The organism is Streptomyces monashensis, assembly GCF_001866665.1.
GTDB classification, from domain to species: Bacteria; Actinomycetota; Actinomycetes; order Streptomycetales; family Streptomycetaceae; genus Streptomyces; species Streptomyces monashensis.
Genome location: NZ_MLYO01000032.1, coordinates 1 through 14,710, shown reverse-complemented (window position 1 = coordinate 14,710; position 14,710 = coordinate 1). Strand labels below are relative to the sequence as shown.

The window sequence follows — 14,710 nt, the reverse complement described above, 5'->3', positions numbered from 1 at the left end:
TCAGGAGACAGCATGTTCGCCATGCGCTCGGCCACAGCCGATGACGTCCCGGCCGTCGAAGACATGATCCTCGCCCGCTCCGACTGGATGGAGGAACGCGGGCTTCCGAGCTGGCGGGAGAAGGCGGCCGAACTCGCCCGGCAGGCCGAGAATCCCGATGGCGACGTATGGGTTCTCGCGGAGGACGACGGGCGCGTCATCGGATGTACCACCGTCCAGGAACAGACTCCCTCATGGGGCTGGACGGTAGACGAGCTGAACGAGTCGGCTCATTACCTGTACTCGACGGTCACCGATCCCGCTTACCGCGACAAGAAGCCGGGAACCGTGATGGGGCTGTGGGCGGTGGACCGGGCCGCGCAGGAAGGGCGTACATGGGTTCGCCGCGGCTGCTACGTCCCCGAATTGGTGAGGTACAACGAGACCCAGGGCTTCAGGCTGGTGCACGAAGTGCAGCGCACACACACCAAGGTCTATCTGATGGGCCGCCGGGCCGAGCGCGTCACTGATCTGGAAGAGAGGTTCTGGGCGCTGTAGAGGACCCTGGCCCACCCTCTTCGACGCGCTCGGAACAGCCCACAAAGAGCCCCGATGACAGCGGGCAGGCCGTCACCGGGGCGGAACGCCCATCAGCTGCAAGGGAGCTGACGAACATGGCCGACCTTATCGCGCGCTCTCTCGCGTGCCTGTGCTCACTGCTGCTGCCCGCCCGAGGGAAGCACCGCGCGACCCCGGCCTTCAGGCCGGGCGCGGCACCCGCCACGTGTTCGTGGTCCGTGCACTCCCTGCCGGAGCACAAGAGTCCGTACGCCCGCGAGGTTGCCGAACGGCGACCCGTCCTGGACACGATCGGATCGGTACGTCCGTATGTGCTGGCCGAGCCCGGCAAGCGGCCGGACGACCCCAAGCGGCGGGCACAGGCGGAACGGCGTTGGGCGCTGGAGATGTCGGAACGCGGCATCGACGTGGGGCCGAGCGTGATCCACGGTGTGCACGTCAGCGCCGGTACCCGCCCGGTTCCGATGGGAGTGGGAGCGAGCTGAAGGCGGCATAGGCGGCTACGGCGTCACGGCCACAACAACCCCCTGCTCCACCCGAACTCCGTGCTCCGGTACTCCAGCCGCACATGCCGGCGCTCCGGGTCGCCCTGGAAGAACTCCACCGTCCGGGGGCGCAGCCGGTACAGGGTCCAGGTCGGGGACGGCTCGGACGGGTTCGCGCGGGCCCGGTCCCAGGCGGCCTCCGAGGCCCGGCGCAGCTCGTCCAGCGAGGAGAGGTCGTCGCTCTGGCGGCCCGTGAGCGCCGCCGCCAGCGCGCCCGTCGAGCGGGCGTGCAGATCCGCCTGGCTCTCGGTCGAGGGGGCCGCCGTCACCGGGCCGCGCATCCGGACCTGGCGGCCCAGTACCGGCCAGTAGAAGGCCAGGGCGGCGTGCGGGTGGGCGGCGAGGGCGCGGCCCTTGCGGCTGGTGCGGTGGGTGGCGAAGGCCCAGCCGTCCGCGTCGGCGCCGTGCAGCATCACGATCCGTACGTCCGGCCGCCCCTCCTCGTCCACGGTCGCCAGCGACATCGTGTGCGGCTCCGGCTGCCCGGCCGCCACCGCGTCCGCGAACCAGTCCGTGAAGAGGAGCAGGGGCGTCGGCGGGGCGGTGTCCGGGTCGAAGGCGGGCAGCGTCGTCGTGCCCGCGTCCCACACCCGCAGCGACCTCAGCAGTGCCGGGAGATCAGTTGCCATGCCCACCATGGTCACATCCCGCTGGTCACATCCCCGTGGTCACCGCCGTGTGCCCGCGCCCCGTGCTCATGGGACCCCGCCCCGTCATGATCCATACGCCCCCGCCGGGCTCGTACCGGTACCGGATCGGCACGGTCAGCGGCGCCCGCCCCGGGCCCGCGTCCACCGCCGGCGCGGCGACGTGCGGCTCGGCCGGGAACGCCTCGCGCTCCGCGCGGCGGGCGCCAAGTCGGTCTCCTCCAGCTGTCCGGTGTGCGGCCGCGGCAACGGCGGCCGGTACGGACCGTCTTCCCGCGCGGCCGCCCGGCCGATCAGTTCCGGCCGAGCACCACCGTCCCGGACGAACAGAACCATCCCCCCGTCCCCGAGGCGACCCCGAGCCGGGGCGGCTGACCGTCCCGGCCCCGCACCTGCCGTTCGCCCGCCTCCCCGCGCAGCTGCCGCACGGCCTCCACCAGCAGGAACAGCCCGCGCATCCCGGGGTGTTGGGCCGACAGCCCGCCCCCGTCCGTGTTCACCGGCAGCTCCCCGCCCCGCACCAGCAGCCGCCCCTTCTCCACGAACGCCCCGCCCTCGCCCTTCCCGCAGAAGCCCAGGTCCTCCAGGGTCACCAGGGTCATGTAGGTGAAGGCGTCGTAGATCTGCGCGAAGTCCATCTCCCGCGCCCGCACCCCGGCCCGCTCGAAGGCGAGCCGGCCGCTCACCGCCGCCGGGGAGACCGTGAAGTCCGGCCACTCGGACATCGCCGCGTGCGAGGTGTGCTCGCCGGTGCCGAGGATCCAGACGGGGGCCGTACGGCAGTCCCGTACGTACTCCTCGGCGGCCAGCAGCACCGCCGCGCCGCCGTCCGAGCGGATGCAGCAGTGCAGCTTGGTGAACGGGTCGGCGATCATCGGGCCGTCGAGTACGTCGTCCACCGTGACCGGGGTGCGGAACATCGCCTCCGGGTTCAGCGCGGCGTTCGCCCGCGCCTGCACCGCCACCTCCGCCAACTGCTCGACCCTCGTGCCGTGTTCGAGCATGTGGCGGCGGGCGGCCATCGCGTACTTGGCGATCAGGGTGTGGCCGTAGGGGACCTCGAACTGGAGGGGGCCGCGCGCGCCGAAGGACAGGTCGCCCGTCCGGCGGCCCGCCTTGATGTCGGCGCGGGCCGTGGAGCCGTAGACGAGGAGGACGGCGTTCGCGTGGCCCGCCGCGATGGCGTCCGCCGCGTGCGCCGCCATCACCTCCCAGGTCGAACCGCCGACCGAGGTGGAGTCCACCCAGGTCGGGCGGAGGCCCAGGTACTCGGCGACCTCGACCGGCGCCAGCGTGCCGAGGCCGGCGGAGGCGAGGCCGTCGACCACCGCGCGGTCCAGTCCGGCGTCCGCGAGGGCGCGGCGGGCCGCCTGCGCGTGCAGCGTGTACGGCGTCGCGTCGGCCACCCGCCCGCAGTCCGACAGCGCCACCCCGACCACGGCGACTCTCCGGCTCCCGGCAGTCATACGGGTCCTCCGTCCCCTGTGCATCTCGCTTCGGCGCTCCTAATATGACGGACCGTCAGATCCGGCGGAAGAGGCCGGGAAGAGGCAGCGAAGAGGCAGGGGAAAGCCATGGACACGCGTCTCACCGCCGAACAGGACGAGATCCGCCGCACCCTGCGCGAACTCCTCCACAAGCGCTGCGGCCCCGAGGAACTGCGCGCCGCCCTCGACGCCCCCGCCGGGCACGACCCCGCCCTCTGGTCCGCCCTCGCCGACCGGCTCGGCCTGCCGGGGCTCGCCCTGCCCGAGCGGTACGGCGGGATCGGCTGTCCGGTCACCGAACTGGCCCTCGCCTGCGAGGAGACCGGCCGCGCCCTCGCCCCCACCCCGCTGCTCGCCACGGCCGTGCTCGTGGCGCCCCTCGTGCTCGCCCTCGGTACGGAGGCCCAGCGCGCCGGACTGCTGCCCCGCCTCGCATCCGGCACCCTCACCGCCGCCCTCGCCGTACCGGGCACCGGCCTCGCCACCGCGCTCGCCCTGACCGGCGACAACGGCGACTTCTCGGCCGGCGGCGGCCGGGCCGGCGGTGTCCAGGCCCGGCGCGCGGCGGACGGCTGGCTGCTGTACGGGCAGGCCGACCAGGTGCTCGACGGGCACAGCGCCGGGCTGCTGCTCGTCGCCGCGCACACCGGCGGCTTCGCCCGCGCCCGGACCCGGCTGTTCCTGGTGCCGGGCGACGCCCCGGGGGTCGTCCGGGTACGGCAGACCGCCCTCGACGCCACCCGCCCCCAGGCACGCGTCCAACTGCGCGACGTGCACGCCGAGTTGCTGGGGGAGGAGGACACGGAGGTGCTGCCTGCCCTCGCCGGCCTGGGGGGCTCGGTCGCCGCCGTGCTCGCCTGCGAGGCCGTCGGGGCGGCCGACCGGGCGCTGGAGCGGACCGTGGAGTACGTCGGGCAGCGCGAGCAGTTCGGCCGGCCGATCGGCTCCTTCCAGGCGGTGAAGCACCGGCTGGCCGAGGTGTACGTGGCGGTGCAGGCGGCCCGCTCGGCCGCGTACTACGCCGCCTGGGCGACCGCACAGGAATCAGAAGGTGCGGCGCGAAGCGCCTCGTTGGAAGGGCGGCGGCGGGAGGCGGGTGGGACGGCCGGCGGGCTGGCCCTCGCCCAGGCCCTGGAGGCGCTGCGGCTGGCCGCCGCCGAGGGCATCCAGCTGCACGGCGGGATCGGCTTCACCTGGGAGCACGACGCCCACCTGTACTTCAAGCGGGCGGCCGGGGACGAGCTGCTGTTCGGCCCGCCGCACCGGCTGCGGGAGCGCGCCGCCGAGGCCGCCGGGCTGTTCGGGCGCGGGGAGGTGGCGGTGTGATCGGCGTCCGGACCGTGCAGAAGGTGTCCTCGACGCGGGGGTTCGCGAAGGTCGCCCCGCATGTGATCCCGGCCCTCGACCGCGCCGTGCACCGGCTCACCCGGGGCCGGGTGCTGCTCAGCGCGCAGATGCTGCCCGGCGTGATCCTCACGTCCACCGGTGCCCGCAGCGGGCTGCCCCGCAGGACTCCGCTGGCCTGTGTGCCGCAGGCGGACGGACGGAGCTGGCTGCTCGTCGGCTCCAACTTCGGCCGTCCGGGCCATCCGGCGTGGACCCACAACCTCCTCGTCCATCCGGACGCCTCGATCAGCTGGAAGGGGCGGGACATCCCGGTGGCGGCCCGGCTGCTGGAGGGGGAGGAGCGGGCGGCGGCCTGGCGGTCGGCCGTGGCGTTCTGGCCGCCGTACGCCGCCTACCAGGAGCGGGTGACGAGGGAGATCCGGCTGTTCCGTCTGGTCACAAGGTAGCCAGGCGCTCCACGAGGAGTATCGCCCCGATGCCCAGCATCGCCGCCCCCGACGTCCGGGTCACCGCCCGGGCCGCCGCGGGCCGGGCGGACAGCAGGGCGCGGGCCAGGACGCCCACGGTGAGATAGACGGCCGCGCAGCACGCCATGTGCAGCAGGCCGAGGGCCGCCGTCTGGGCCGGGACCGGCAGATGGGCCCCGCGCAGGGTGAGGAACTGGGGGAGGACGGAGAGGTACAGCAGCAGGCCCTTGGGGTTCAGGCCGCTGATCGTGGCGCCCCGGAGGAAGAGCCGCCCCTCGGCCGCCTGCGAGGTCCCCTCCGGGGCCGTGTCCGGGGCCCCGTCCGCGCCGGGTACGGCCGGGCGCCGCAGGACCCCCCACCCCAGCCACAGCAGGTACCCGGCGCCCGCGACCGTCAGCGCGGTCAGCAGCTTCGGCGAGCCCGCCACCAGGACCGCCAGACCTGCCGTCGCCAGGACCGTGTGCAGGGCGTACCCCGAGACCAGGCCCGCCACCGCGCGCGGCACCGAGCGGCCGCGCAGGGCCGTCGCGATGACGTACGCCCAGTCGGCACCCGGTACGCCCACCAGCAGCAGGTCCACGGCGAGGAAGGAGAAGAGCAGTCCCGAATCCATGCCGGTGACATTAGGTGCGATTGGCCCAAAAGTGTTCCCGAAGTTTCCCCGTCCTCCAGCATTCAGAGGGAAGATCTGCCTCATGGACGACGTTGATCGGAAAATCCTTGCCGAGCTCCAGCAGGACGGGCGGCTGACCGTGACCGAGCTGGCCGCGCGGGTGCGGCTGAGCGTCTCGCCCTGCCACCGGCGGCTGCGCGAGCTGGAGCGCTCCGGCGCCATCGAGGGCTACCGCGCGGTGGTCGACCCGGGCGCGCTCGGGCTGAACTTCGAGGCACTGGTCTTCGTGTCCATGCGGCAGGAGGACCGGGACACGGTGGCCGACTTCGAGCGGGCGGTCAGCGAGCTGGAGCACGTGCTCGACGCCCAGCGGCTGTTCGGCGAGCCCGACTATCTGCTGCGCATCGCCACGGCCGACCTCGCCGCCTTCCAACGGCTGTACGACGACCGGCTCGCGACCCTGCCGGGCGTGCAGCGGCTGACGTCGACCCTGGTGATGAAGCACGTCGTACGGGACCGGCCGCTGCCCGCATGACAGCGCAGGCGGCGGCTCATCATGAGTGAACCGCCGCCTGCCAGACAGGACTTGGGGAGGGAGAAAGAAGGAGGGCCTATTTGCTCGGCTTCTTTCCCGTCACGCCCAGGTGGACCAACAGCGCGAGGTTCGGCTTCAGTTCGGCCTGTTTCACGCCCCAGGTCGAGAAGCCCTTCTGGTGGGCCGCCACCGCCGCGAGCATCGCGACGAGCGAGCCGGCCACCGCCGCCGGGTTCACGTCCTTGTCGACCCTGCCCTTGGCCTGGAGTTCGGCGATCGAGTCCGCGAGGGAGTTGTTCACCGAGTTCAGGATCTTCATCCTGAGTTTGTAGAACCGTTTGTCCCCTTCGGCCGCGCCAAGGTCGACCACCCGCAGGATGGCGTCGTTCTTCCGCCAGAACTCCAGGAATCCGTCCACGAGTTCCTGCGCGGTCTGCCACCCGGACTTGCCGGCCCACGACCGCCCTTCGAGCAGCTCGGTCAACCCGGCGCCCTCGGTGGCCATTTGCTCGGCGATCTCCAGGACGGCACCTTCGACGTCCGGGAAGTACTGATAGAAGGTCGCGGGCGAAGTGCCCGCTTTCCGGGCGACATCGATGACCTTGACGTCCCGGTACGGGGAGGAGCTGAGCATCTCGCTGAGGCAGTCGAGCAGCTTCTGCCGGGTCGCCTGCCCACGCCGTCCGGCCACGCGGCCGTCGACGGTACGCACTTGTCCTGTCATGCCGTCAGCTTACCGAGGGGTGATCGGAGCGCGATTCGGCCGACTGCAAATGGGGTGCATGGGTGCTCTGGGGGTGGAGTGCCTGGTCTGCGGGGTGCGGGCGGGCCGGTTACGTTGGCGGCATGGCCGAAAACAGGGCATCCGCGAACGAAGCGTCGGATGGGGTGGAAGAGGTGGACGGGGCGGAAGAAGTGGTCGAGGGGGAAGTGGTCGAGGCGGCAGGCGCGGCTGAGCCGTACGGGGAGGGCGTGCCCTGCTGGGTGGACGCCCAGCTGCCCGACGTCGAGGCGGGCAAGCGCTTCTACGGCGAGCTGTTCGGGTGGTCCTTCGAGGACGCGTACGGCTCCTCGGTCTGGGCCCGGCTGGACGGGCGGCCGGTCGCCGCGCTCGTGCCCAAGACCGACGGCCGGATGCCCACCGTATGGACGGTGTACTTCGCCACCCCGGACGCCGACGCCTTCACCCGGCGGATCCTCGCGGCCGGCGGACAGGTGGTGACGGCGCCCACCCCGCTGGACGACCTGGGCACCGCCGCCCTCGCCGCCGACTCCGAGGGTGCGGTGTTCGGCCTGTGGCAGCCGGGCCGGCACCGGGGCTTCGGGGTCCGCCGCGAGCCCGGCAGCTTCGTCTGGGCCCAGCTGTACACGCGCGACATCTCCGCCGCCAACACCTTCTACGGCACGCTCTTCCACGACGCCCTCTTCGGCGCGGGCGCCGAGCCCGACTTCGGGCGGGCCGAGGTCACCGAGGTGTTCCCGGCCGAGATGCCCCCGCACGTCCTCGCCCACTTCCGGGTCACCGGCCTGGGTGACGCCCTCGGGGCCGTCCAGCGGCTCGGCGGCCGGGTGCAGGCGCCACCCTTCGAGACGTCGTACGGAGCTGTGGCGGTCGTCACCGACAATCAGGGGGCGTCGTTCGCACTATTGCAGCGATGATCCGGCCGACGCGGCGGCAATCCGTCCGCTTTGATCGGATTAAGTGCCAGACACCCCGATTTTTCGCCGGGTTCGCAACGAGCCGCCCGGCCAGGAAGAATCAGGGTGCGTGCCGCCACGGCGGTGCGGTGGTGAGACGCTGCACGTCGGTCGCGTACATATGGGGTGGCGCGGCCAGTACGGGGAGGTGGCAGGCAAGTGGTGGATCAGCTGACGCAGCACGATCCGCGGCGGATCGGGCCGTTCGAGGTGCTGGGGCGGCTGGGCGCCGGCGGCATGGGGCTGGTCTATCTCGCGCGCTCGGCGTCCGGCCGGCGCGTGGCGATCAAGACGGTGCGCACCGAACTGGCCGAGGACCAGCTCTTCCGCGTCCGCTTCACCCGTGAGGTGGAGGCGGCCCGCGCGGTCTCCGGGTTCTACACGGCCGCCGTGGTCGACGCCGACCCGCGCGCCGCCGTGCCCTGGCTGGCCACGGCCTACGTGCCCGCGCCCTCCCTCGAAGAGATAGTGAACGACTGCGGGCCCCTCCCGGCCCAGGCCGTGCGCTGGCTCGCGGCGGGCGTCGCCGAGGCCCTCCAGTCCATCCACGGTGCGGGACTCGTGCACCGGGATCTGAAGCCGTCCAACGTCCTCGTGGTCGAGGACGGCCCCCGGGTGATCGACTTCGGCATCGCGTCCGGTGTCTCGAACACGCGCCTGACCATGACGAACGTCGCCGTCGGCACCCCCGCCTACATGTCACCGGAGCAGGCCAAGGACTCCCGCAGCGTCACCGGCGCCAGCGACGTCTTCTCGCTCGGCTCCATGCTGGTCTTCGCGGCGACCGGCCACCCGCCCTTCCACGGCGCCAACCCGGTCGAGACGGTCTTCATGCTGCTGCGCGAGGGCCCGGACCTGACCGGCCTGCCCGACGAGCTGCGCCCGCTCATCGAGGTCTGCATGCAGATGGAGGCCGCGGGCCGCCCCTCCCCGGCCGACCTCCAGGCCCAGCTCGCCCCCCATCTCTTCGGCTCCGGCTCCGACGACAGCGGCACCGCCTCGGCCTGGCTGCCCGAGAAGGCCGTCGCCCTCATCGAGTCCCGCCGCGGCGGCGGCCGCCCCGCCCCCAGGCCCGCCACCCCGGCCGGCACCGGCGGCGGCCGCAGCGGCGGCCGTTCGGCGGTCCCCCCGCTGCCCTCGTACGACCCCGCCCCGCAGGCGCCCGTCGGCGTCCCCGACGCCGGACCGGTCCGCCTCGCCGGCGCCCAGGTGCCCATCGGCCCCGGCCCGCGCGTCGCCGACGCCCGCGCCGCCGCCGTCAAGGCGCCCCCGCCGGAGGCCGGCCTGGTGGCCACCTGGTCCCGCCCGCGCCCCGGCGTCGCCGGCGCCGACCCCGCCCTGCCGGCCGCGCCGCCCGTGCCCCCGGAGACGGCGAGCGGCTGGCGCCCCTGGCGGTTCCGCATGTCCAACGATGTCTGGGGCACCCCCACCGTGGGCGGCGACCTGGTCTACGTCACCTCCTTCGAGGTGCACGCCCTGGACGTGGCCACCGGCCGCCGGCGCTTCAAGACACGGGACGTCGCCTGGTCCATGGCGGTGGCGGACGGCCGTATCCACGCCTCCGACGGCCCGACCCTGTTCGCCCTGGACGCCCGCGAGGGCACCGACCTGTGGCGGCTGTCGACGGACGCCTGGGTGTACTCCCTGAAGGCCGACCACGGCACGGTCGTCACCGGCACCCGCGGCGGCGGCGTCCAGGCCTGGGAGGCCGCCACCGGGCAGAAGCTGTGGGAGACCAGCGGCTGCCAGACCGACTTCGAGTCCCCCGAGGCCGGCCCGCTCGTCCACGACGGCACGGTCTACGTGTGGCAGAACGGCCGGCTGCGCGCCCTGGAGGCCCGCACCGGCGAGGAGCGCTGGTCGTACCCGGTCGGCGACGCGGCCTCCTGCGGCGGTGTGCCCGTGCGCCTCACCCCGGCCGTCGACGGCTACGTCTACGTCTCCGCGGGCACCCGGGTGATCGCCGTCGAGGCGGCGAGCGGCATGGTCCGCTGGCACTTCGAGGCCCCGGCGGTCTTCCTGAGCCCGCCGACCTTCGCGCCCGGCCCGGCGGTCACGGGCGGCGGCGTCTACCTCGCCGACTACCTCGGCACGGTCTACGCCCTCGACGCCACCGACGGCCGCGACCGCTGGCGCATCGCGACCGAGGCCCGCTCCTCGATCGAGCCGGTCCTGGTCGCCGCCGGTCATGTCCACGTGGGCAGCGGGAAGGCGCTCTACACCCTGGACGCGGTCACCGGCACGCCCAAGTGGCGCTTCCAGGCGGGCGGTGACGTCGTGGGCGCGCCCGCGGTGGCCGAGGGCCGCATCCACTTCGGCTCCACCGACCACCTCCTCTACACCCTCAAGGCCGACGACGGCCGGCTGCGCTGGAAGCTGGCGACGGGCGGCGAGATCACCGGCTCCCCGGTGGTCAAGGACGGCGTGGTGTACGCGTGCAGCAAGGACCGGTGCGTGTACGCGCTGGACGCGGAGAAGGGCACGGGCACGGCGCGGACGGCATAGCGGGACGGCACAGCGCGGCCTCGCCCGGCGGCGTGCGTGACGGCCGTCGTACCGGTTGTCACGGAAAGGGCTCCGGACGGCGGCCGTCCCACGGCTGACGCTACCCCCGGCCCCGGACACCCGCCATGCGGTGCCGCCGGTGACGACGGACGGTCACCGCACCCGGAAGCCTCCGCCGCGCCGCCCCGCGAACAGCTCCGTCTGCCGCCCGGCCGGCAGATTGCCGAGGGCGATGAGGTGCGGCGCCTGCGCGAACGCCTGCGCCAGCGCCGCCTCCCGTGCCGCCCACAGCGCCCGCACGGTCCCCTGCACACCCCCCGCCGGATACCCGGCGATCACGCCCGCGCAGCGCACCGCGGCGGCCAACGCCCCGCCCTCCTCCGTGACTTCCGACACGAGACCGATCTCATGGGCCCGCCGGGCGGAGATCCGTTCCGCGGTGCCCATGAGCATCATCCGGGCCACCTCCCCGTACGGCATCCGCGCGGCCAGCAGCATGGACTCGTAAGCGCTGACCATGCCGTACGAGGTGTGCGGATCGAAGAAGACGGCCGTCGGATCGGCGACGACGACATCGCACTCGCCGAGCAGATAGAAGGCACCCCCGCAGGCCATCCCGCGCACGGCGGCCACGACCGGCTTCCACAGGTCGTTCGCCTTGGGCCCGAGCCGCAGCAGCGGATCGTCCTGCATGTACGGCGACGACGGCTGCGGCACGACGACGTCCCGGTCGATCCCGGTGCAGAAGGCCCGCTCGCCGCTCCCGGTGAGCACGACCGCCCGCACCGCGTCGTCGACCCTGAACTCCCGCCATACACCGGTCAGTTCACGGACCATCTCCAGATCGACGGCGTTGAGCCGCGCGGGCCGGTCCAGCGTGACGACGGCGACACCGGTGTCCTTGTCGACGTCGACCCGGACGGTGTTCACGACAGAACCCACTGCGGCAGGCCTCCGGCGAACACGACACGCACCCGCGCCCCGATCCGAAGCCGCCCCGGATCGAGGGAGTCGAGAGGATCCCCGGCCCGCCCGACCACGTTGCCCACGAGCCGGATACGGGGAGCGTCCTCCAGCTCCACCACGACGACGTTGTACGGCGCCTGCTCCGCGTACGCGGGCAGCAGCGGGGGATGCGGCACGACGTACGACCAGATCCGCCCCCTCCCCGACACCGCCCGCCACTTGCTCGCGAACGACTGGCAGTGCGGGCAGCAGGGCCGGGGCGGGAAGCGCGGCTCACCGCAGTCGCCGCAGGCCTGGACGCGCAGTTCACCGCGGGCCGCGTACTCCCAGAAGGGGGCGCCGTCGGCGTCGGTGACGGGGGTCAGCATGGTCGGCTCCTTCAGTTCCTGAGGAGGAGGGCGGAGGTGGGCACGCCCTCGCCGGCGGTGACCAGGCAGGTGGCGGCGCCGGGCACCTGGGCGGTGCTGGTGCCGCGCAGCTGCTTCACCCCTTCGGTGATGAGGTTGAAGCCGTGCACATAGGCCTCGGAGAGCCCGCCCCCGGAGGTGTTGAGCGGCAGCCGCCCCCCGATCTCGATCGCGCCCCCTTCCGTGAACGCGCCCCCTTCACCCCGCCCGCAGAAGCCGTACCCCTCCAGCGAGAGCGGGACGAGGGCGGTGAAGGCGTCGTAGATCTGCGCCACGTCCACGTCGTCCGGCGTGAGGTCGGCGTGCTTCCACAGCTGCCGGGCGGTGCTCCAGGCGGGCCCGGTGAGCGGGTCGTCGTTCCAGTAGTTGACCATCCCGTGGTGCTGTGCGGGCAGCCCCTGGGCGGCGGAGTGGACGTAGACGGGCCGCTGCCGGCAGTCCCGCGCCCGCTCCCGCCCGACGACCACACAGGCCAACGCCCCGTCCGTCTCCAGGCAGTTGTCGAAGAGGCAGAGCGGCTCGCTGATCCAGCGGGCGGTCATGTACATCTCGCGGGTCAGCGGCCGTTCGTACATCACGGCGGCCGGGTTCTGGTTGGCGCGGTTGCGACAGGCCAGGGCGACGTTGAAGAGGTGGTCGCGGGTGGCCCCGTACTCGTGCATGTACCGCCGCGCCAGCATGGCTATCTCGTCGGCGGGCCGCAGCAGCCCGAAGGGCCGGGTCCACTGGGCGGGGGTGGGGAGTTGGACGGTGGTGTTCGTCCACGGCCGCGGCCCGCTGCCCCGCTTCCGGGACCGCCATGCCACGCCCACGGAGGCCTGCCCGGAGGCGATGGCGGCGGCGAGGTGCGCGACGGTCGCGCAGGACCCGCCCCCGCCGTACCCCACCTTGCTGAAGAAGGTCAGATCCCCGAACCCGACCGCCTTCGCCAGCTCGACCTCGTCGGTCTCCTCCATGGTGTAGGAGGCGAGCGCGTCGACCTCGCCGGGCGCGATCCCGGCGTCGTCGAGTGCCGCGAGCACGGCCCGGCAGGCGAGCGTCTTCTCGTCCTCCGGCAGATGCCGGGCGAACGAGGTCTGCCCGATCCCGACGACGGCGGTGGCGTCCTTCAGTCCGGCGGCTGCCATGGTGTCCCCCTCATCGCGTCCTCACACCTGACTGCATGTCAGATTACAGCTAATCTGACGGACAGTCAGGTGCGTGCGAGGTGGTGAAGGGAGCCTGTCATGGGCGACTGGGGGACTGTTCCGGAGCTGGTGCGGTGGTCGGCCAAGCGGTACGCGGACGGCGAGGCCGTGGTGGACGGCCGGACGAGGATCACGTACGCCGAGCTCGGCGCACGGGTGGACCGCTCGGCGGCCGCCTGCATCGCGAGCGGTGTACGCACCGGCGACCGCGTCGCGGTCTGGGCCCCCAACTCCCTCGACTGGATCGTCGCCGCGCTGGGCGCGGTGAGCGCGGGCGCCGTCCTCGTCCCCCTCAACACCCGCTTCAAGGGCGCGGAAGCGGCGGACGTACTGCGCCGCAGCGGGGCCCGGCTGCTCTTCGTGACGGGCACGTTCCTCGGCACGTCGTACGTGGCATCCCTGCGCAGAGCGGCCGGAGAGGGCACGGAAGCACCCGGCACCGGCACCCGGGGCCCACTGCCGGGGCTGCCCGAGCTGACGGACGCGGTGGTCCTGTCCGAGGACGCACCACCGGAGTTCCGGACGTGGAAGGACTTCCTGGCGGGAGGGGAGGGGGTATCGGGGGAGGAAGTACGGTCGAGGGAGGCGGAGTTGTCGGCCGACTCACTCTCGGACATCGTCTACACGTCGGGTACGACGGGCCGCCCCAAGGGCGCGATGATCACACACGGGCAGACACTGCGGGCGTACGACATCTGGGCCGACCTGGCCGGTCTGCGCGCCACGGACCGCTACCTCATCGTCAACCCCTTCTTCCACACCTTCGGCTACAAGGCGGGGGTGATCGCCTGCCTGACGCGCGGGGCGACGATGATCCCGCAGCCGGTGTTCAACGTGGAGACGGCGCTGGCGAACATCGCGGCGGAACGGGTGTCGGTACTCCCCGGCCCGCCGGCCCTCCACCAGTCGTTGCTGGACCACCCTTCCCGGGACGCCCACGACCTCTCCGCCCTGCGCCTGGTGGTGACCGGCGCGGCGGTCGTCCCGCTGCTCCTGGTGGAGCGCCTGCGCGGGGAACTGGGCGTGGAGACGGTCCTCACCGCGTACGGCCTGTCCGAGGCGAGCGGGGTCGTCACGATGTGCCGCCGGGGCGACGATCCGGCGCTGATCGCATCGACATCCGGCCGTGCGATCCCGGGCACGGAGCTGAGGGTGGTGGACGCATCGGGCGCACCGGCGCCGACCGGCGAGGCGGGCGAGATCCTGGTGCGCGGCTTCAACGTCATGCGGGGCTACTACGGCGACACCGGGGCGACGGCGGAGACGATCTCACCGGACGGCTGGCTGCGCACGGGCGACGTGGGCGTCCTGGACGGGTCGGGCAACCTCCGCATCACCGACCGGATCAAGGACATGTTCATCGTCGGCGGCTTCAACGCGTACCCGGCTGAGATAGAGCAACTCCTCGCCCTCCACCCCGAGGTGCGGGAGGCGGCCGTGATCGGCGTACCGGACGCACGGCTGGGGGAGGTCGGCAAGGCGTACGTCGTCCGCCGCCCGGGTTCCCCCCTCACCGCCGACGACCTGATCGCCTGGTCCCGCCGCGAGATGGCCAACTACAAGGTCCCGAGGGCAGTCGAATTCGTCCCCGAACTGCCGAGGAACGCGAGCGGGAAGGTGATGAAGGGAGAGCTGCGGGGGAGGGGGCGAGGGGGTGAAGGCAGGGGGTTGTACTGATCCGAGGTCGGAGAGGTCGCCCTGGGGCCGCCCGCTTCTTTGGCCAGTGTCGTGCTTCCGCGAGGTGTGTA

15 protein-coding genes and 1 pseudogene are annotated in these 14,710 nt (G+C 73.0%); 8 read left to right on the top strand and 8 right to left on the bottom strand.

The window, feature by feature from the left end:
- Positions 1-12 precede the first annotated feature (12 nt).
- Positions 13-537 (top strand): GNAT family N-acetyltransferase, encoded by a 525-nt coding sequence (locus BIV23_RS19010; protein WP_071382090.1) that lies wholly within the window; start codon positions 13-15, stop codon positions 535-537.
- A 116-nt stretch (positions 538-653) separates the two neighbouring features.
- Entirely contained in the window at positions 654-1,043 is a 390-nt protein-coding gene (locus tag BIV23_RS51950; protein ID WP_071382089.1) for a hypothetical protein, read from the top strand.
- A 23-nt stretch (positions 1,044-1,066) separates the two neighbouring features.
- Here the strand turns inward: BIV23_RS51950 and BIV23_RS19000 are convergent, their stop codons facing one another.
- From BIV23_RS19000 to BIV23_RS18990, 3 genes and pseudogenes are all read right to left on the bottom strand, one after another.
- A complete protein-coding gene (locus BIV23_RS19000) occupies positions 1,067-1,732 on the bottom strand; it encodes a pyridoxine/pyridoxamine 5'-phosphate oxidase (protein ID WP_071382206.1) in 666 nt (221 codons plus the stop codon).
- 79 nt (positions 1,733-1,811) lie between these two features.
- Positions 1,812-1,949 (bottom strand): annotated as a pseudogene (locus BIV23_RS51945) (pyridoxamine 5'-phosphate oxidase family protein); the annotation flags it as partial.
- A gap of 94 nt (positions 1,950-2,043) precedes the next feature.
- Positions 2,044-3,216 carry a thiolase C-terminal domain-containing protein gene (locus tag BIV23_RS18990; protein WP_071382088.1) on the bottom strand — a complete coding sequence of 391 codons (1,173 nt, stop codon included), beginning with the start codon at positions 3,214-3,216 and terminating at the stop codon, positions 2,044-2,046.
- Positions 3,217-3,324: 108 nt separating this feature from the next.
- Here BIV23_RS18990 and BIV23_RS18985 point away from each other — a divergent pair, with 108 nt between their 5' ends.
- Positions 3,325-4,563 (top strand): acyl-CoA dehydrogenase family protein, encoded by a 1,239-nt coding sequence (locus BIV23_RS18985; protein ID WP_071382087.1) that lies wholly within the window; start codon positions 3,325-3,327, stop codon positions 4,561-4,563.
- Positions 4,560-5,030, top strand: coding sequence for a nitroreductase family deazaflavin-dependent oxidoreductase (locus BIV23_RS18980; RefSeq protein ID WP_071382086.1), 471 nt, complete (start codon positions 4,560-4,562; stop codon positions 5,028-5,030). Before BIV23_RS18985 ends, BIV23_RS18980 begins: the two co-directional genes overlap by 4 nt.
- On the opposite strand, the gene BIV23_RS18975 is transcribed toward BIV23_RS18980, so the two are convergent.
- On the bottom strand, positions 5,020-5,664 hold the full coding sequence (locus BIV23_RS18975) for a LysE family translocator (protein WP_071382085.1): 645 nt from the start codon (positions 5,662-5,664) through the stop codon (positions 5,020-5,022). The genes BIV23_RS18980 and BIV23_RS18975 overlap by 11 nt on opposite strands.
- Before the next feature lie 82 nt (positions 5,665-5,746).
- Between BIV23_RS18975 and BIV23_RS18970 the strand changes: the two genes are divergently transcribed.
- On the top strand, positions 5,747-6,199 hold the full coding sequence (locus tag BIV23_RS18970) for an Lrp/AsnC family transcriptional regulator (RefSeq protein ID WP_071382084.1): 453 nt from the start codon (positions 5,747-5,749) through the stop codon (positions 6,197-6,199).
- Between the two features lie 76 nt (positions 6,200-6,275).
- Here BIV23_RS18970 and BIV23_RS18965 read toward each other — a convergent pair whose 3' ends face one another.
- Positions 6,276-6,911 (bottom strand): TetR family transcriptional regulator, encoded by a 636-nt coding sequence (locus BIV23_RS18965; RefSeq protein ID WP_071382083.1) that lies wholly within the window; start codon positions 6,909-6,911, stop codon positions 6,276-6,278.
- 272 nt (positions 6,912-7,183) lie between these two features.
- Between BIV23_RS18965 and kbpA the strand changes: the two genes are divergently transcribed.
- Complete coding sequence (gene kbpA, locus BIV23_RS18960; protein ID WP_071382205.1) at positions 7,184-7,858, top strand: AfsK-binding protein KbpA; 675 nt, start codon at positions 7,184-7,186, stop codon at positions 7,856-7,858.
- Between the two features lie 198 nt (positions 7,859-8,056).
- On the top strand, positions 8,057-10,402 hold the full coding sequence (locus BIV23_RS18955; RefSeq protein WP_071382082.1) for a serine/threonine-protein kinase: 2,346 nt from the start codon (positions 8,057-8,059) through the stop codon (positions 10,400-10,402).
- A gap of 153 nt (positions 10,403-10,555) precedes the next feature.
- Here the strand turns inward: BIV23_RS18955 and BIV23_RS18950 are convergent, their stop codons facing one another.
- The 3 genes from BIV23_RS18950 to BIV23_RS18940 are packed head-to-tail and all read right to left on the bottom strand — an operon-like array spanning position 10,556 to position 12,902.
- Positions 10,556-11,332, bottom strand: a complete 777-nt coding sequence (locus BIV23_RS18950; protein WP_425443499.1) for an enoyl-CoA hydratase/isomerase family protein — start codon at positions 11,330-11,332, stop codon at positions 10,556-10,558.
- The gene (locus BIV23_RS18945) at positions 11,329-11,736 is read right to left on the bottom strand and encodes a Zn-ribbon domain-containing OB-fold protein (RefSeq protein WP_071382080.1); all 408 of its coding nucleotides are present in this window, start codon (positions 11,734-11,736) and stop codon (positions 11,329-11,331) included. The genes BIV23_RS18950 and BIV23_RS18945 overlap by 4 nt, the downstream gene beginning before the upstream one ends.
- 11 nt (positions 11,737-11,747) lie before the next feature.
- Positions 11,748-12,902: a lipid-transfer protein gene (locus BIV23_RS18940; protein WP_071372629.1), complete on the bottom strand. Its 1,155-nt coding sequence runs from the start codon at positions 12,900-12,902 to the stop codon at positions 11,748-11,750.
- A gap of 99 nt (positions 12,903-13,001) precedes the next feature.
- On the opposite strand from BIV23_RS18940, the gene BIV23_RS18935 reads away from it, so the two are divergent.
- Positions 13,002-14,639: a FadD3 family acyl-CoA ligase gene (locus tag BIV23_RS18935; RefSeq protein ID WP_071382079.1), complete on the top strand. Its 1,638-nt coding sequence runs from the start codon at positions 13,002-13,004 to the stop codon at positions 14,637-14,639.
- Positions 14,640-14,710 lie beyond the last annotated feature (71 nt).